12 protein-coding genes are annotated in these 16,418 nt (G+C 57.3%); 3 read left to right on the top strand and 9 right to left on the bottom strand.

Annotated features, from left to right (window positions below; translation table 11 throughout):
• The 9 genes from ACOCD2_RS03595 to ACOCD2_RS03555 all read right to left on the bottom strand — a co-directional run.
• Positions 1–614 (bottom strand): hypothetical protein (locus ACOCD2_RS03595; protein ID WP_419625606.1); only part of this gene is annotated, 614 nt, incomplete at its 3' end.
• A 17-nt stretch (positions 615–631) separates the two neighbouring features.
• The gene (locus tag ACOCD2_RS03590) at positions 632–1,492 is read right to left on the bottom strand and encodes an RHS repeat-associated core domain-containing protein (protein WP_419625604.1); all 861 of its coding nucleotides are present in this window, start codon (positions 1,490–1,492) and stop codon (positions 632–634) included.
• Positions 1,468–2,367, bottom strand: coding sequence for a hypothetical protein (locus ACOCD2_RS03585; RefSeq protein WP_419589475.1), 900 nt, complete (start codon positions 2,365–2,367; stop codon positions 1,468–1,470). Before ACOCD2_RS03585 ends, ACOCD2_RS03590 begins: the two co-directional genes overlap by 25 nt.
• Positions 2,346–3,173 carry an RHS repeat-associated core domain-containing protein gene (locus tag ACOCD2_RS03580; protein WP_419625602.1) on the bottom strand — a complete coding sequence of 276 codons (828 nt, stop codon included), beginning with the start codon at positions 3,171–3,173 and terminating at the stop codon, positions 2,346–2,348. Before ACOCD2_RS03580 ends, ACOCD2_RS03585 begins: the two co-directional genes overlap by 22 nt.
• The gene (locus tag ACOCD2_RS03575; RefSeq protein WP_419589477.1) at positions 3,170–4,132 is read right to left on the bottom strand and encodes a hypothetical protein; all 963 of its coding nucleotides are present in this window, start codon (positions 4,130–4,132) and stop codon (positions 3,170–3,172) included. Before ACOCD2_RS03575 ends, ACOCD2_RS03580 begins: the two co-directional genes overlap by 4 nt.
• Positions 4,105–5,022, bottom strand: coding sequence for a hypothetical protein (locus ACOCD2_RS03570; protein ID WP_419625600.1), 918 nt, complete (start codon positions 5,020–5,022; stop codon positions 4,105–4,107). Before ACOCD2_RS03570 ends, ACOCD2_RS03575 begins: the two co-directional genes overlap by 28 nt.
• Positions 5,023–5,096: 74 nt before the next feature.
• Entirely contained in the window at positions 5,097–6,278 is a 1,182-nt protein-coding gene (locus ACOCD2_RS03565) for an RHS repeat-associated core domain-containing protein (RefSeq protein WP_419625598.1), read from the bottom strand.
• Entirely contained in the window at positions 6,275–11,302 is a 5,028-nt protein-coding gene (locus tag ACOCD2_RS03560; RefSeq protein WP_419625596.1) for a hypothetical protein, read from the bottom strand. The genes ACOCD2_RS03565 and ACOCD2_RS03560 overlap by 4 nt, the downstream gene beginning before the upstream one ends.
• Positions 11,303–11,306: 4 nt before the next feature.
• On the bottom strand, positions 11,307–12,653 hold the full coding sequence (locus ACOCD2_RS03555; protein WP_419625594.1) for a hypothetical protein: 1,347 nt from the start codon (positions 12,651–12,653) through the stop codon (positions 11,307–11,309).
• 59 nt (positions 12,654–12,712) lie between these two features.
• Between ACOCD2_RS03555 and ACOCD2_RS03550 the strand changes: the two genes are divergently transcribed.
• From ACOCD2_RS03550 to ACOCD2_RS03540, 3 genes are all read left to right on the top strand, one after another.
• Complete coding sequence (locus tag ACOCD2_RS03550; protein ID WP_419589517.1) at positions 12,713–13,054, top strand: hypothetical protein; 342 nt, start codon at positions 12,713–12,715, stop codon at positions 13,052–13,054.
• Positions 13,051–15,471, top strand: a complete 2,421-nt coding sequence (locus tag ACOCD2_RS03545; protein ID WP_419625592.1) for a hypothetical protein — start codon at positions 13,051–13,053, stop codon at positions 15,469–15,471. Before ACOCD2_RS03550 ends, ACOCD2_RS03545 begins: the two co-directional genes overlap by 4 nt.
• The coding region (locus ACOCD2_RS03540; protein WP_419625590.1) for a hypothetical protein at positions 15,471–16,418 on the top strand (948 nt) is incomplete at its 3' end. The genes ACOCD2_RS03545 and ACOCD2_RS03540, both read left to right, overlap by 1 nt.

Raw genomic sequence — 16,418 nt, 5'->3', positions numbered from 1 at the left:
TTCATTGCGGTTTTATACTGGAGATGGCTACGTTTGAGTACCATGCTTTCGCGGGTATTGTAGTGTTCCAGTCTCTGTAGCCGGTGCAGGCGTTCCATCTCTTTGTCGCGCGGGGTCATATCGGCGACATCGATAAGCGTAGTAGTATCCTGTTGGGTCAGGTTCCGAAGTGTCTGAAGCTCCTCATCAACCGTTACCAGGGGAGGCAGCATGGCTACGGCACCGTTTGGTTGGGGCCGGGCTGTCAGGATAACGCGCGAACGACTTGTGCTGACTTGCGGCGTATCCCCCACCATAGGCCGTGTAGCCTCCCAGTCCAGTGAGTGCTGCTCGGTTGTTTCCAGGTACCGATCGATAAAGGCGCGAATGCGCTCAAAGATCCAGTCACCGTTGGGGTCGGCATACGTTACTGGCATTCCGGCACCGTAGGTATACCCTGATTGGAATTCCTGCTCAGGGTCGGGTTCTATGAACCGGGAAAGTCTGGGGTTCAGCTCCCGGTGTCCCAGTATAATAAGGTCCCCGGTATAAGGGCCCTGTGCGTACCGGGGGGCGCCTGCGACCGTGGTTGAGAAGGTACAGAACAGCAGCAGGGTCAGGATAGTAGTTCGCATATCTTGAGTTTATCACATCAGTAGTGCCAGTTGCGCCCCGGATACTGGGAGAGGACGTGGAGGATTCGGTCCCAGACAGACCTTCTTCTGGGCACGGCAGACAGCGTTGGTATCTCATGGACAGGAGGTTTCCGGTAGGTTGAGACCCAGGGATCAGTTCTCGGCCAGCGGGGGTCATAGGCCTGCCTGCGCATGCCACGGAGGCGTTCTTTGTAGTATTTCTGCTGATCCAGATATTCAGAGCGTCTGACCCTCAGGTCGCGAAGCTGCCGTTCCAGGGACATGCGCCTGTAGTAGTTGCGGAGCCCCGAAGGGAGTGCATCGCGTTCACGGGCTCTCAGCTGCATCTGCGCTTCTATGTCGGAAAGACGGGATTCCGCCCTGTCCAGGAAGTGCATGGTGGTGTTCAGAGGCTCTGGCAATCGCATGTAAACAGACTCCCACTGTGCTTTTGGCTGTACCTGCACACGGGGGCTTTTCTTAATGGTTGCTGCGCGCTGCGAAGGCTGGAGGGTATCCTTGGCACCGGGGATCAGCTTCTGAGTACGTTCAGTGGTTGCTGCGTGCTCGGGGGCCTCCGTGAGAGGCGCGGTATCTCCCGAGATTTCCATCATCATCGTGCTTGCGACTTCCATCATGGCACCGCTCGGGTCGGCATAGGTCACGGGCGATGCCGCCCCGTACTGGTAGCTGGAGACGAACTGATTGGCGGGATCCGGGGTTGTGAACCGTGACAGCCTCGGGTTGAGGTCTCTCACACCCAGATGGATGAGATCGCCCCGGTAATCACCATTTGCGTAGCGGGGATCACTCAGGCCTGTACCAGACAGGAGTACCAGTGTGGCCAGTATCATTAATCGGGTATTGAATCTATCCATGCTCGTACTCTCATCATTTTCTGTTCCGGGGTGGAGGGCTCCGCGGATGGCGGCAGGATGCGCAACTGATCGAAAAGCAGGTTGGCGTCCAGTGTCTCCATGACGGGGCTCTGTTTTGGTTGAAGTTCCCATTGCCCGCTCTGTGGGCTCCTGCCCAATTGCTGGGAGAAGGGGCGTCGTTGCAGCTCTCGCAGGGTCTGGGCATAGCGGGCGTGTTCATCCTGCACCAGGCTTGAGTAGTAGTCACGGTAGCCGCTCAGCTTATCCCGATAGGCCCGAAGCTTGCGTATCCGCGTGGTGTAGCGAAGCCGAAACAGCGCACCCCGGATACCGGGGGCTGCGTGGTCGCGTTGCAGGGTAATCCCGAGGATCTCCTGTTCCAGCCTGCCCAGCTTTTCTTCTGCGGTGTTCAGCTCTGCTATGGCGGATGTGAGGGACCGTGGCGGTGCACTGTCTACAACGTGCCGCGGGCTTCGCATAGGCGGAGGCGCGGTGGGGCGTCGGATAATGCGTCTGGGGTCTTCGACGGGTTTCAGGTTATAGGCTTTTACAGGCTGCGTGCTCTCAGTAACCGTTGCATACTCATTTTCTAAGCCATCCAGCGCGCGCCCGACACTGCCTTCCAGCTCGGGCAGCATGGCACCGCTGGGATCCGCCAGTGTCACGGGTGTACCCGCGCCGTACTGATAGCCGGACATGAATTGCCGGGCGGGATCCGGTGTGGTGAACCCTGACAGTCGGGGATTGAGATACCGGGCGCCCAGCAGTACCAGGTCGCCCCGGTAGCCGCCCGCTGCGTAGTGAGGTTCACACACCCCGGCAACCGGTAGACTTATCAGTATCAGGAGCACTGCTATCTTTGCCGGTTCAGCCACGGGAATATTCTTCGGATCAGGTTAGGTCTGGGCCTCTGAAAGCCTTCCGGGGTTTCGGTTTTAATCTCCAGCTGTGGGCTCGGGGTGTCTTCGCTGGTATGCTTCAGCACCCAGCTCTCACCTTCAGCGTCTGCAATCGTCGAAACGGGGGATCCGGGTATACCCGCGTGATGGCGCGCGGTCTCAGTCTGGACTTTGTACTGATAGAAGTCTACCCAGTAGTCACTCTGTGCGAGTTCCATTGTGAGGCTTGTGATCTGCCGGTTCAGTAGGATACGCCGGGAGATGTGGAGGGATAGGGGGCGTATCTTACTGCGCAACCATCTGGCGTTCTCAAGCTGAAGCTTCAGCTTGTCAGAATGCTCAGTTGACCGTTTGAGCATTTCCTGATGGTGCACCAGCCAGGGTGGTACATCTCTACGAACGGCGTGATCCCGCCGGAACAGCAGGAGAGCGTGGCCTTCGGTTGCAGGCTGGCTGTGCGCTGATTCCAGAAGGGTTGTCTGTTCAGTTGTAGCGCTATGCGTTTCGGCGTCTGTTTCTATCACGGCTTCCGTGAGTGCGAGCTCACCGATCATGGCGCCACTGGGATCTGCATAGGTCACGGGTGCGTTTGCACCATAGGTGTACCCGGAAGCGAACTGATCTGCCGGGTCCGTGGTGGTGAATCGGGAAAGCCGGGGGCTGAGGTCGCGGATACCCAGGTGTATCAGGTCGCCACAGTACTCACCTCCCGCGTAGCGCGGGCTGCCCAGTGCGGTGCCCATCCCTGCCAGGCATACCAGCGCACTTGCCAGATTCCTCATTCGTAGTCCTCCATTTGAGGGGGTAGTCCCTGGGAGGCACTGGGTGCCTGGGTACGTGCGTAGGGATGTGCCCGCTGTAGCGACCGTTGCTGGCGCGCGAATCCACTGAGGTCCAGAGCACCCGCGGTCGCGGTAGGCAACGGGTACCGCTGTACGTGGCTGTATGCAGGCTGCGGTACGCTGACGGGCACTCCGACAACGTATACGGGGGCGGTGGGCGGCACGACGGTTACGGGCGTTTTTAGGATACCGCGCAGGGTGTACTCGCTTTCCGGCGTAATACCGTAATCCTGTATGTACCGCCGGATGACCAGGTCGCGGGTTTCCTGCGAGAGATCCCCGGCTTTAAGGCGGAGCTGCTGGATCCAGTAATGCTTTGTCGTCCGTTTAGAGTTGTATACGCTTTCCAGCAGTTTCACCCTGTCCCTGGCAGCTTTCAGGTCCTCAGAGGCCTGTTCCTGTATAGGGACGGCTTCGCGGTAGCGCCAGATTGCAAAGCGCAATTTAGCCATATTCCGCACAGTCAGCGCCTCTGCTGACAGCATACTTTCAGTTTGACGGGACAGCGTTGAAACCGGGGAGGGTGGTGATACATGTCGGACTTCTTCGCGGGTGACTGGAATCTCTTCAGTGTCGGATTCCAGGTCGGATTCCAGGGCGGGTGTGGAGAGATCCCGAATAGCCATCTCCACGGTCTCGCCGCCCATCATTGCCCCTGTGGGGTCGGCGTGCGTCACGGGTGAGGATCCACTGTATACGTAGCCCGACATGAACTGCCGTGCGGGGTCGGGCTCCACGAACCGGCTCAACCGGTAGGAGAGCTCACGGTACTGTAGCGTTATCAGGCCCCCGGTGTAAGGCGCTGTTGCGTACCGGGGCGACGTACTGCCGCTACCTGCCTGTAGCAGAAGAGCAAGCAGGATCCACAGCTTCATCGTCTTCGCTTCCAGGGTAGCCATGACCACCGGCTTTTTGGGGCAGCCCGTGGCATCATGCTGCGGTGCGTTTCATGCAGGGCTCTCAGCACCTGCGGATCCTGTTGCGCTAAGTAGATGAAGCCCATGTTGTCGTACCGGGTGAGTACCCGGTCCAGTCCCCGGAAGTAGGCTCCCGCCTGCTCCCGCCCTCGGGTTATGACTGCGTCGTACTGCGCAACACACTCGGCCATCCGGTCTGCGGATTCTCGCAGTAAGGCGTACAGGTCCTTAGTTTCATCCTGGAAGCCTGCGATCGGTGAGGGTATGCCACGAATCTTTATGATTCTGGGGTCTGCGAGGAATGCCATACGCCGGTTGTATTCGGATAGCACGTGGTTTCGGCGGCGGACAAGTGCATCATCGTCCAGCAGCTGCCAGCCTACGTCTGTGTCCCCCTGAAAACCAAACATGGTTCGGTTTCTGCTCTGCCGCTTAGCGTCCGAAGCGCCCCATTCCTCCTGATAGGGTTTCAGGGAAAACCTTCGGGGCCGCTCCGAATAGCAGTTACAGGAGGCTATGTGCCAGGAGGCCTCGGGTACGCCCCGGTTCTCAAAGAGCAGTGCGGCATCTGTAGCGGGGAAGAATTCAGCCAGGGAGCCAGACCGGTTTATTGCCGCGATATTGGCGTGGGAAACTGTTTTAGTTTCTTCCGCTGTCAGGGTGTTTTGCAGGTACAGCCCGCGGGTGTCCTCGATCATTCGAATGGCGATCAGTTCAGCACCTAAAACCGCCCCTGTAGGATCTGCCACGGTTACGGGAGTACCGGCAGCGTAGCTGTACGCTGAGAAAAGCTGGCGCTCGGGGTCTGTTTCAAGGAAGCGCGACAACCGGGGTGACAGGTCACGGACACCCAGTGTGATAATGTCGCCCACGTAATCCCCACCTGCATAGCGGGGATCCGCAAAGCTCAGGTTAGCTACGCATAGGCCAAGGAGAAGGACCCACTTCACTGGTACGTTCGGGCGTGTCGGTAAAGGTCGCTTGGGGCGTGATGCTCACGGGCAGCCCGGATGATTTGCTCGATAGCGATAGGCGCTACGACAAAAGCCAGTGACAGCCCGGCAAAGGACGCAACGCTATGCCAGACCGAAGGTGGCTTTGCACCGGCACCCGGCAGGCCCCCGTTCTTCATCATGTTAGTAACCAGCTGCTGTATATTCGCCTGGCCTTCGGCATTCAGCAGTGGCAATGGATCGGCGGAAGCGACCGCACGCGATACTGCCGGGGCCGCCTCATTCGCTACCGCGCTCACCCCGGGGCCTTCGCCCATTGCGAATACGGACAGGGATGTACTTGGGGATTCGAAGGTTACGGGGGTTCCCAGTGCCGCTACAGCGCTGACAGCGTCCACCGTAATGCCTTCCTGCACCGCCATGGCGGTACTTGGTATGTACGGTTCTTCGTAGAGTGGGTTTTCAATAGTGTTGAAAGCCAGTCTGCCCCGTACGTCTGCTGCGGTGTCTTCCAGTCCGATCTCAGCATAGATACCCATGTCGTTGGTCAGGAGTTCTGCCGAGGATCGGGAGCTGATACTGCCCATCTCGATTTCTTCAGCGACACCGAAACCCAGCAGGGACTGCTCTGAAGTCTCTGCTGCCATCTGTGTCGCCGCGCCCGCGCCTGCCTCACTCTCTACCGTGAAGACAAAGCTGGGGTTCTCGAACATCCCTGCGGCATTTCGGGAAATCGTACCAAAACCCTCAGCCGCCGTCATAGCTGCCCGATCCGCGCCCGCGCTCATGCCCACGATGTCCTCCATGGTCAGCATGGCTTCACGTGAACCCGTCGTTCCCAGCTTGGCGGACACAAAGGCCACCAGGCGCGCTATGCCATCGCCGATACCCTCACCGCTGGGATCCGCAAACGTCATGGGGTTGCCGCTCGTGTAGGTATAGGCAGACATGAACTGGCTTTTGCGGTCAATGGTCAGGAACCGTGACAGCTTAGGGGAGTAGCTGCGGTTGTCCAGCGCCACGACTTCGCCTACCACAGGTTTCCCGATAAACGTATCTGAGTGCTGAACACTGTGGTAGAGCAGATACGAGCCTAAGCTGAATACCGCGGCTGTGGTGCCGTGCACTGCCAGTGCTTTTACAGCAGTTAGCGCTTTGGGGGCGGCGATCTTCATTTTTCCTGACTGTCTCCATAGGGCCGATAAACCCAGCTCTCACGGCTCTTATCATTTACGAGTGTCAGCCAGTTGTTCAACCGGTCGGGGAGCACAAGCAGGGCTTCACTGGACTTCGCCAGCAGGTAAGTGGCCTGTCCGCTGCCTACCCGGATCTGCGCACCTTCCGGCGTTACTTCATAGCCTTCATCGAGGTACAGGGTACCATCACTGAACAGGCGTTTACCGTTGAAGTAGTCAAACGTGTGAATCTCCCCTTTATGCTCTGTTTCAGCCAGGCGGCCCATGACGTTGTAGGTATAGGTTACTTCGCCATCAAAGGTCATACGGCCTGCTTCGTCATAGCGGGCTTTCAGGTCATCATTGCCGTAGTTGACCGTGTCAATACGGTTGGTTTCCGGTTCCATGACAAACGTACCATACTCGTTCCGGGTCACGTTGCCATTGGGATCGTACTCAAAGGTGCCTGATAAGGTGCCTGAGTACCTGACCAGACGGGCCAGCGAATCGTAATAGTAGGTCTGGATCTTCGTATCACGCCGCATCGCTACCAGATTACCGGTAGCATCCCATGCGTACTTAACAGCTTCCAGCGGCGTTTTATCGGAATCACGGGTCAGCCTCAGATGCGTATCCCGACCCCAGCTGTCCAGCTCTCTGTCGATCTCATAACCCATCGTCATGACCGTGCCGGGGGAATCGTCCGGAAGGAAATTACTGAAGTCGAGGGTTACGGCATCCTTCCAGTGAGGCGAGCTCACGTCCAGCGAGGTGACAAGCCCCGCGGTACCGTAGAGGTACGTAACGGCTTCTCCCTGCGGGTAGTGCACTGCCCGGAGCGAACCGTTGGCGTGCCGGTCATACGCGAATACGTATTCCCCGCCTTTGACCCGCCAGGCCTTGGATTTCAGGAAGCCCATGGCGTCGTAAGTCAGATTAACCACAGTCCCGTCGTCCACGACCTGCGTCAGGTGCCCGCGGCTGTTCTCACCGGCGCGGGTGTCATCGTAGGCGTACGAAACCGTGCGCTCCTGCTGATCGGATCCCCGGTACGTCATCTCGGTTACGCGTGCACGGCCATCATAAGACCAGAGCTGCTCAGAACCATCCGCGTTCACGCGCCGGGCCAGCTTACCGAAACCGTTGTAGAACTCGCACTGCCGCCCAGCATCAGGCGTCATGACACAGGCACGGTCTCCCGTCGTGTCATAGGACACGGTGGACATCAGCCCCCGGTAATCCGTGGTGTCCGTGACACGTGACAGGAGGTCATAGTGCGTTATGGATTGGGAGCCGTCGCTGCGGGTAGTGATGCGCTCACGATGTACCTTACTTTCTTCCGTGGTCTTCAGCAGCACGGTGGCAGTAGGATCCTGAACAGGTTTGCTGGGATCGGGACCGTAGATACCGGTGACCGTTTTCCCATTGGCGTAGACATAGGTGTACCGCACCGTGGCGAGTCCCACACGCTCACGTGTCAGGATATTACCCCGGTGGTCATAGGTGTACCGGATAGTGCCTCCAGCCGGTGTAACCTCGGAGCTCAGGCGACCCGTTCCCGCATCAAAGGACTTCTCAGACAGGGTGACAGGCTCATTCTCGCCCCGGGTACGTACCTTCTTCCACACTTTGCCGAGGCTGTTATAGCGGGTACCGTTCACAACCACCCCGGTGCCGTCAGAAACGTACTCAATGCGTGCCCGGGAATTGTCCCTGAATACGTAGTCATACCAGCGAACAGGTACAGACGTTCCCTCAGAGTCCACGACATACTGCTTCAGGGAGTGGCCAAAGGTGTCATAACCGGATTGCGTACCGGAGCCATCAGGGAGTGTGTGCGACGTCACCAGCCCCCATACAGGGTCATAGGTGAAGCGGTCGATCAGGCCTCCCGCCTCCCGGGAGCTCAGATTACCGAACACGTCATAGCTGTAGTTCACGGTGATACGACCGTGCGTAGACAGCTCTGCCCGGTTATTAAACTCTCCGATCTGGACACGCTGCGTTATCAGCCCCTGCGCATCGTAGCTCTTCTTCTCAGACCGATACCCTTTGTTAACCGCACTCCACGTCTGGTCCAGCACAATGCGGAACTTATCATCACGTACCTGAAATGCCAGTGACAGGTCTTCCTCGGTAGGGTAATAGGTTTTCGGTGTGCTCAGAAACGCTTCGGCATTGTTCTTGGCGCTGGTCTTGAGCCGACCCACGCGCAAGTCTTTTCCCCAGGTACCACCGTCATAGTCCTTATACAGGTTTGCCGTGTAGAGTACATCGCCGCCCGTGTACCAGGTGCCTGAGAGCGTGGGGGATCCGTACTCGGACACGTGAAAGTTCTTCACATTCTGGGTCCAGGCTACCTCGCCATTGTCAGAGTACACGGTCTGGGTACGGGTATCCATGGGCACCAGCCACACGGGCGGGTTGGATTCCAGCACTTTACGGGGTGCGTAGGTTGTCTCAGTCACCTGGAGCGGACGCCGGTCTCTCGTGAGGAGCGTCACGCTCGCGGCCTTACCCCGCAACGGATAGTTTACGTAGTACTCCGTCGCTGTGATGAGACCCTTTGCAGGGTCCTCACGGGTTACGTGCCGGTACCCGGCGAAACGCCAGTCATGGCGGTTGTACACCGGGGCCTCATAAGTCATTTTGAAATGACGCTTAACCTCTCGGTTGGTGTTTTCATCCAGCACAATAGTCCAGCTGTCCACAACATTCCGCACCTTGGTCAGGGGGATATTGGGGAATTCCACACCTTCCTGATCCGTGACAACCGGGGATGCGTGGTTTTGGTAGCTGAATTCCCAGGCATGGTGCCCGGAGCCATTCGCCATGTGGGTCAGACTAAAGCTGTAATACTGCGTGGTATTGGTCCACAATCGCAGGATAACGTGGCCACCTTCATTGTGAACCGCAATCAGATCCGCAAGGGGTGAGCCGCCAAAGGGTGCAAGAACCGCGCTGATGTTGTCGCCTACGCTTTCCGTGTGCGTCAGGTAGGTGTAGGTAGCGTCCGTGTGCCGGTAAATGTCGTACCACTTCTCATCCCTGTTGTACATCAGCAGGTCGTTCTCCCGATCCCCGTCTACATCCACAAACTGCATCGTGTGGAGCTCATCGTCGGTGCTCTGCGGGTGCTGAAGCTGGAAGTTACGGGCAGCGTTCTGTGCACTGCCCGAGGCAGCAAGCATCCTGCTGTACGCCTGCCCGGTATTCAGGTACAGCTCTGCAACGGCTTGCCCACCGTTCTGATTAACGCGAAGCATGTCCGTCAGGCCATCTTTGTTGAAGTCAAGGAAGCTGTATAGCGGCAGCCTGTTGTCCTTAGCTGAAGCGCCCAGATCTGCAAAACCCGCATAGGCACCGGCGGGGGCAGAGAACTTGGCGCTTTTGTTATAGACACTGCCTACGAGGAAACGCCCGTCTTTCACGCGGGTGATGAGCATATCAGTCAGGGAGTCGGCATTAATGTCGGTGAAATGCAGTCGATCTTTCTCATCGAGCACCATACCGCCTGAGATGTTCTGGTTAATGTCGTACGCCTCATCGAAACCCAGACCATCTTCACTGGCGAACCAGGCCATCAGGTGCTGAACCCCGTTCACATCTTCAGAGCTCAGAATATCCCGCCGGCCATCGCCATTCACATCCGTTGTGTAGAAACGACGGTCATCCTTCCAGGCATTATCAAGGTGGGTATCCCGGCTCTGACCCACGAAGCCGCTAAGGCCTGTCTGAGCTTCGTACACGGTAGCAAGGGTTTCATCGGCCCGGCCTTTGTGAACCTTCACCAGATCATTCAGGCCATCGCCGTTAGTGTCCATGACGAACCAGCTGTAGGGGTGCTTACCGGCTTCATCCGAACTCCAGTCGCCCAGGTCCTCCTGATCCGAAGCCCGGTAAAGCGTGCCGTCTTCGCGGGAACGTGCGAAGGTGAACATGGCGCGGCCATTGACGTTTGTCAGCAGGCCAATACCCGGGTAGCCATCACCGTATTTGTCCCAGATCAGAACCCGAAGCTCTTCGGGGCTGCTCGGTGCCTGGCCCATATCCAGCTCCCCGTTCGGTGTGAAGGCCACATTAGGCTGGGTACCCGGTGTCGGCGCATCGTAGCGCAGGGTCAGGGGGGAGTAGCATTCCCCAGAGGCGGCGCACAGCGTCACATTAGTGAGCAGCGAATGCCGATAGTAGTCGTATTCGGTGTAATCGAGATTGTAGGTGTACAGGCGCTTGTCATTAAGGTATGCATCAATGCCGACAAGTAACAGGTCAGCGTGGAAGACGTAGCCGCCAAGACCGATGTGCGCAGGGACCTCGACCTCACGGTGCTTTTTACGGTAGCGAAAGGCTATTTTCCGCATTGCACCCTCTTTCCCATAGGTCACGGATTTTGGATACAGCACATTGTAATCCTTAGGATTCTCATATTCCCAGGTGATACTGTTACCGTGCGTGTCTGTCTGAGACGTCAGGCCCCAGACCAGCACATCTCCACCACCCGGGGAAATGTTGCTGGCATAGCGGCTTACAGTGCCGTTGGCCTCGTAGACGTCAAAGGTACAGGGACCATTGCCACAGGTGCCGTGACTGATGATTTTGTGCGGAGCCTTCAGCGTGGTCTGGTACTCGGTCTCCGGCTTACCATAGTCGCCTTTGACATTGACCAGGCGAACGCCATTCAGCGAATACCGGTTGGACTGGCTGTAGCCCAGATCCTCCGAATCCAACGCAATGTTGGACCACGTATTATCCAGCCGCTTGTTCAGCCCGGTGAGCTGAATAGCCGTAGGTCCGTTCAGCATCCAGCCCTGCCCCAGATAGTTGCCCCCAGACTGGGAGTTATAGCTGAGTGAGAGCCGGGGTGCCATCGGTGCCGCCGGTACCTTGAGTGGGAGCTGCGCAGTCGCTGCGCCTTTACCGTCTACGCTGACCTTCGGTGTCAGTGAAAAGGTATCCAACCCAGCCGCGCTGGCAGTTGCTGTGGAGAACAGCAGGCTCACTGCAAGAATCATCTTCATTTTCATACAATTACTTCTCGATTGTGTTCTTAACTGCGGGCTCGCCTTCAGTCTGCGTTGGCTGCGTGGCCCATTCAATAATCGTGTAGGTAGCATCACCGGTATCACGGCCATTCTGGCCTGAGTTACCTTTGAGGGATCCGGGCTGCCCGGGCTTGCCGGGGCGACCGCCACTGCGGATGGGCGTACCCATGGCGCTCATGCTCGGCGCGGCATCCGTAACCGTACCCCCTTCGCCGCCGTGCCCGGGGTTGCCGCCCTGACCGCCCTGACCGCCATGCGCTGTCTGCGTGCGCACTTTCAGCTTAGAGCCATCAGAGCTCCAGTAATGGACAACAACATGTTGGGGTCTTCCGGCATCACCGCCGCGTCCGCCATTGCCGCCATTGCCGCCATTGCCGCCCTGACCGCCGTCACCCGCGGGCTTTTCGGTGGCACTGCACTGACGGCCTGTGCCGCCTTTTCCACCGATACCGCCCTGACCGCCATCGCCACCGCGCCCGCCATCGGCACCATCGCCGGGCACCACCGCAACATAGCAGTCGCCTCCGTGCAGGTCATCAATGAACAGGCTGAACATGGCAGCATCGCCGCCATCCGCCCCGCGCTTCCCGTCTTCGCCAACCGCGCCATCAGCGCCAGGGGCACCCGCGGATCCTCCCTCTTCTGCGATACCGCAGGAGGAACAGTAGCCATTCACGCCATCCTTGCCATTCGTGCCGTCCTTGCCCTCCGCTCCCGCACGCCCGACATTGGTCTGCATCCCCTCAAGGATGATGATGTCGGCCTGGGGCTCGTCGATAGCCAGATCCTGTACGCGCATGATGCAGGATTCAGAGTTGACGATAATCCGACTTCTCGGACGTAGCCAGAGCCGACCGTAATTGGCAATAAGGGAGCGCCCGTGCAGCCGTAGCGCCTCATTGGGCTGAACCGTTTCGTTCCCGCCGCCGAAGAATTGTGCGGAAAAGTTTCGGCGTAGCATCTTGTCAAGGTGGTCCAGCGCTTCAGGGTGTAGCGGGTGTACACCTGCAATTGCGTAGAACGCATACCGGCGGAGAGCGGGAACAGTGATGGAGTACTTATCTCCCACGTGCTTTACCAGGGTTTCCCATGCCGTCTCATTGCCGGGGCGTACCGGCAGCTGGAAAAATGATTTGAATTCGGAGAAGCTGCTGAACGTCAGCAAGCGTGAAGCCCCCGGTGTTTCAGGGGTACAGTGCCCCGGTGGGCAGAGATTCGTATCCTTGAAGAACTTAAGGTAAGCCCTCTGCTGGTTCGTGGTCATCGGCTTCAGGTCGTCAAAGTCAGGGTCCTGGTAGCCGGCACGGCTGGGCAAGTTCATGGGGTCTGTCATGTGGGTCCTCGTTGGTGTAGCATGGTCAGTGTTCTGCAACTCTACATCAAAGGCTCGAAATGGTAAACATCACATTTTATCTGCATCTGCAACCGGGTAACTATGGTGAGGGCCCTGCGCCACTGCTGGCAGTACCCCCTTTGGCTTCGCATGACATCGCCACGCCACCTTCTGCGTTTCCGGATGAAACCGCACTGGTCGCACTGACCGGGCAGAAGATCCCCGAAGGGAAGTGCCTGTTGCGTATCGCCTCTACCGAAGACGTTTACTACGCCTATACCGTGATTGGTGACGCCACGGTGTCCAACCGCGCGCTGTACCTCCCGGCACACTGCGTAGAGTACCTTGGCATCCCGGCAGACCGTAATCATGACCGGTACATCAGCGTGAAATCCGTATGAGCTTTACCTACGACGACACAACTAAGATAGTCACACAGACCGGTACTGATACCGCGTTACCCACCAGCGCGGGCAATGGGTTCACTCTCCCGGTGAATATGCCCAAGTTCTACGTAATCAGGCTGGATGATGGCGTGACGCTGAAGATCAAGGGGCAGCTGACGATCCCCTACTATCAGGCACTTGCCCTCAAGACATCAGCTACCGCGGGGGGTATTGCCATCAGCGCCGGCGGGCGGCTGACCTTGCAGGGATCGTACAACGTCAATGGCGAAAGCGTTCCGGTAGCCGGGGCACGGCTCCTGATCGATGATGCCCTCTCCCCGGGGAAGGGGCTGATCGCTTTTGAGGGGAACAGCACAACCCCGGCAGAGCTGGTCATTGACAACAGCGGTATCATTGTGGACCGGGCCTCAACGCTTGCGGATGTAGGGCACCTGTTCAGCTACACCGCCGGGGGGAAGGCGAACATCAGCTTCATCGGCAAGATGATCTTCCTGTGGTGCCCTAATAAACAGGTGGAGGTGGAGCTGGGCCCTCAGACATCTGTGGCGGCAGGCTTCTCGGATATAACGTGTGTCTTTTCTGCGGATAAGATCCTCGCGCAGATGCAGCTGGTACCCTGGTCACACAAGGGCACTATAAAAGGCTGGAAGCAGGCGGGATCCCCCGGCATTACCTTTGACCGAAACGCTTTCCTGTCGGCCACCCCGGTGGCTAAGCACGTGTGGGAAATGGAGAACTGGAAGTGTGACACGTACCTGAGCTCAGATGGTGCAGCCGTGCGGATGGGCCACGGTGCGTACCTTCGGGCGAAGAACGCCACGAACCTGAGTGATCAGCCTGTTAAGCTCCTTGGCACGCAGAAATGCCTGATCGAGGAATTGCAGGGCGTGCGTGTTATCTTCAAAAACGAAAATGAGCAACCCTTTAGTGATTATACGCTCATGTGGACCTACTCAAATGACTATCCCACAGGTGTACGTCCACTGGGCTACACCGCGGATATAAAACCGTATCCGGATGGTGTGTCTAATCGCCGACGCGTAGCAGCCATTGACAAGGATGCTACTACGTACCTGTACACTAATGTACTTTGGACCGACAAGGCCTCACCGGTGGCAACTGATTGGGTTAACTGCTTACCGGATACGCTCACCCTGTATGTAGCTAAATATGGCTATGCCAAGACCGCTATTGCCGTGGATACTAAGCTCCGCACAACCCATGAAGAAACTATTATCGGTGTTAAACTCCCTGTGGCTTCAACGGAAAGTCAGGCCAACCAGTTAGCTCCGAAAGTCCTCATATTCCGATATGGGAGCATCGTCATCCTCAATGACGCAACATGCCAAGAGGTTTACGACTACCTTCAATACAATCTTACTGTCAATAGAGTTTTTGCGGATACTGCGGATCCTGCAACCCTATCAAGCGGTATATTGGACATATCGGATTGGGAGCTGATAGTCAACCCGGGTGCCACACTGACCATTGACGCCAACCGAAAGATCCTCGGCATAAAAACCACAGGTACTATCACGATAAACGGCGATGTACGGTGCTGGCTGGAAAACAGCACGTCGACCTGGGTATCCTGCTATTCCACGCATGACGCCATGAACATCGGTGCTTATACCAAATCCGGTACCGCACTCACGAAACTGGCGACGTCCTTCGACCTGGCAGCTAACCGGTACATCGGGTTCTGGGCGCCTAAAAACACCGATATCCTGATTGTCTGGCACCATGACGGCTGCTGGCCGGGGTACCTTAAGACGAAGATCACAACCAGCACGTACCTCATGCGCATCGATGCCGGGGAGAAAGGCGACCTCGATCTTCCTTACCCCGCTACGGATCTGGGGCTGTCCGTGTCCTATTCCGACAGCACACAGGAACTTACCTACACCGCAGCAAGCGCGGATATGGTGGAGTTCGAGGATGTTCAGCTGCTGTTCGATAAGATGATGAACACGGAAGCTTTCCTGAAATACATGGCCTATCACGGATCTTCCGAAGTCGTTCAGGTCTTGTCTAACAAGGTTGTTTTCGAGTACCCCAGTGTACGGATTGTCAAAGCTGCCGCGCTCGCCGCTACGCAGGAGCCCAGACTTGAAATGTACTTCGACACGGAACCCGCGGAACAGGTGGATTCCAGCTACGATCCTATCGTGGTTCGCACCGATGGCACCTTCGTGAAGGTGAACACCACGTTTCAGGAAGTGCCCCCGGGTATGGTGTCTGAAGAGATCTGGAAGAATGCAACAGAAATCAAAGAAATCTACGCCCGGCTGGCGCTGAAGAAAGGCACCCCGGTGAAATTCCTCAATGACGGCGGGATCACCTGCTCAGATTTCGTGATCGATGGCTCCAAGGACTCGCTGGGTAACATTGTTCAGGAGCGGACACAGTAATGTCGTATACCAACACAAGCACACTGATCACACAATCCGGTACAGACACCAGTCTGGGAGCGCCACCGTTCACCTCACTGGGTACCTTCGCCGGCCAGACCTACTATTCCACCGGGGGGAAGGACCTCACGATAACCGGATCCCTGACGATACCGTACAACCAGTGCCTGGTGATGAGCGGCCAAACGCTGATCATCGGTGCAGGCGGTACACTCACTATAGATGGCAACCGGGTCATTGACGGAAATACGCATGCTCACGGCTCAGCGCAATTCGCAAATGCCCGCAACAGCGGCAGTGGGTGGAATGGTGAAGTTGTCCGATCCGCCGGAGACACAGCCAACCGCGCCCGGTTCATCGTGCTGAATGCGACCGTCTTCATCAACGGCCCCCGGGGCAGAGGCTTTTGGGCACAAGGCCCTAAGGACCGGGTAACTACTCAGGGCGCGTACGCAACCATACTGAATGTGCATGATAACGTACTTCAGTTCCGGGTAGATTCCTCAGACACTGATGGCAAGATAGATACGCAGGCAAAGAACACCTATCTGGGTATGGCGCTCGTACTCAACCAGGACCCCGTGCTGTTTAATGCCTTAATCTTCGGCACGGATGGACCCGAGCTTACAACAAATTCCACACCCCCCGTAGGACCCATAGTCATAGAGCTCAACGACTACGACACTTCAGCCCTGTCGCCTACGTTCACGGGCAACCCCACCGTGTCTGTCGCTTACGGTGCCGTTCTGAATGTCATCAACTGCGAACAGGGCCTCGATCTGCGGGTCAGGCGGATACGGAGATCCGGGGAAACCTATCACGGCGTCGTCAATGTGGTCCGACAGGTAGCTATCACACTTCAGGAAGGTGTCACTGCGGTTGATGATATCGTAGTAGGCTGGGAATACACAGGCGTGTATAAGACAGGTGTCCGTCCGTTCCGGACT

Source organism: Thiolapillus sp., from assembly GCF_048562965.1.
Taxonomy (GTDB): domain Bacteria; phylum Pseudomonadota; class Gammaproteobacteria; order Chromatiales; family Chromatiaceae; genus Thiolapillus; species Thiolapillus brandeum_A.
Note: the sequence above shows the minus strand (reverse complement) of the source record. Positions and strands in the feature narration are given on the sequence as shown.

Excerpts from the sequence above, each read along its gene's own strand:
- ACOCD2_RS03590 (WP_419625604.1), bottom strand. The coding sequence starts at position 1,492 with ATGGATAGATTCAATACCCGATTAATGATACTGGCCACACTGGTACTC.
- ACOCD2_RS03580 (WP_419625602.1), bottom strand. The coding sequence starts at position 3,173 with ATGAGGAATCTGGCAAGTGCGCTGGTATGCCTGGCAGGGATGGGCACC.
- ACOCD2_RS03575 (WP_419589477.1), bottom strand. The coding sequence starts at position 4,132 with ATGGCTACCCTGGAAGCGAAGACGATGAAGCTGTGGATCCTGCTTGCT.
- ACOCD2_RS03565 (WP_419625598.1), bottom strand. The coding sequence starts at position 6,278 with ATGAAGATCGCCGCCCCCAAAGCGCTAACTGCTGTAAAAGCACTGGCA.
- ACOCD2_RS03560 (WP_419625596.1), bottom strand. The coding sequence starts at position 11,302 with ATGAAAATGAAGATGATTCTTGCAGTGAGCCTGCTGTTCTCCACAGCA.
- ACOCD2_RS03555 (WP_419625594.1), bottom strand. The coding sequence starts at position 12,653 with ATGACAGACCCCATGAACTTGCCCAGCCGTGCCGGCTACCAGGACCCT.
- ACOCD2_RS03550 (WP_419589517.1), top strand. The coding sequence starts at position 12,713 with ATGGTAAACATCACATTTTATCTGCATCTGCAACCGGGTAACTATGGT.
- ACOCD2_RS03545 (WP_419625592.1), top strand. The coding sequence starts at position 13,051 with ATGAGCTTTACCTACGACGACACAACTAAGATAGTCACACAGACCGGT.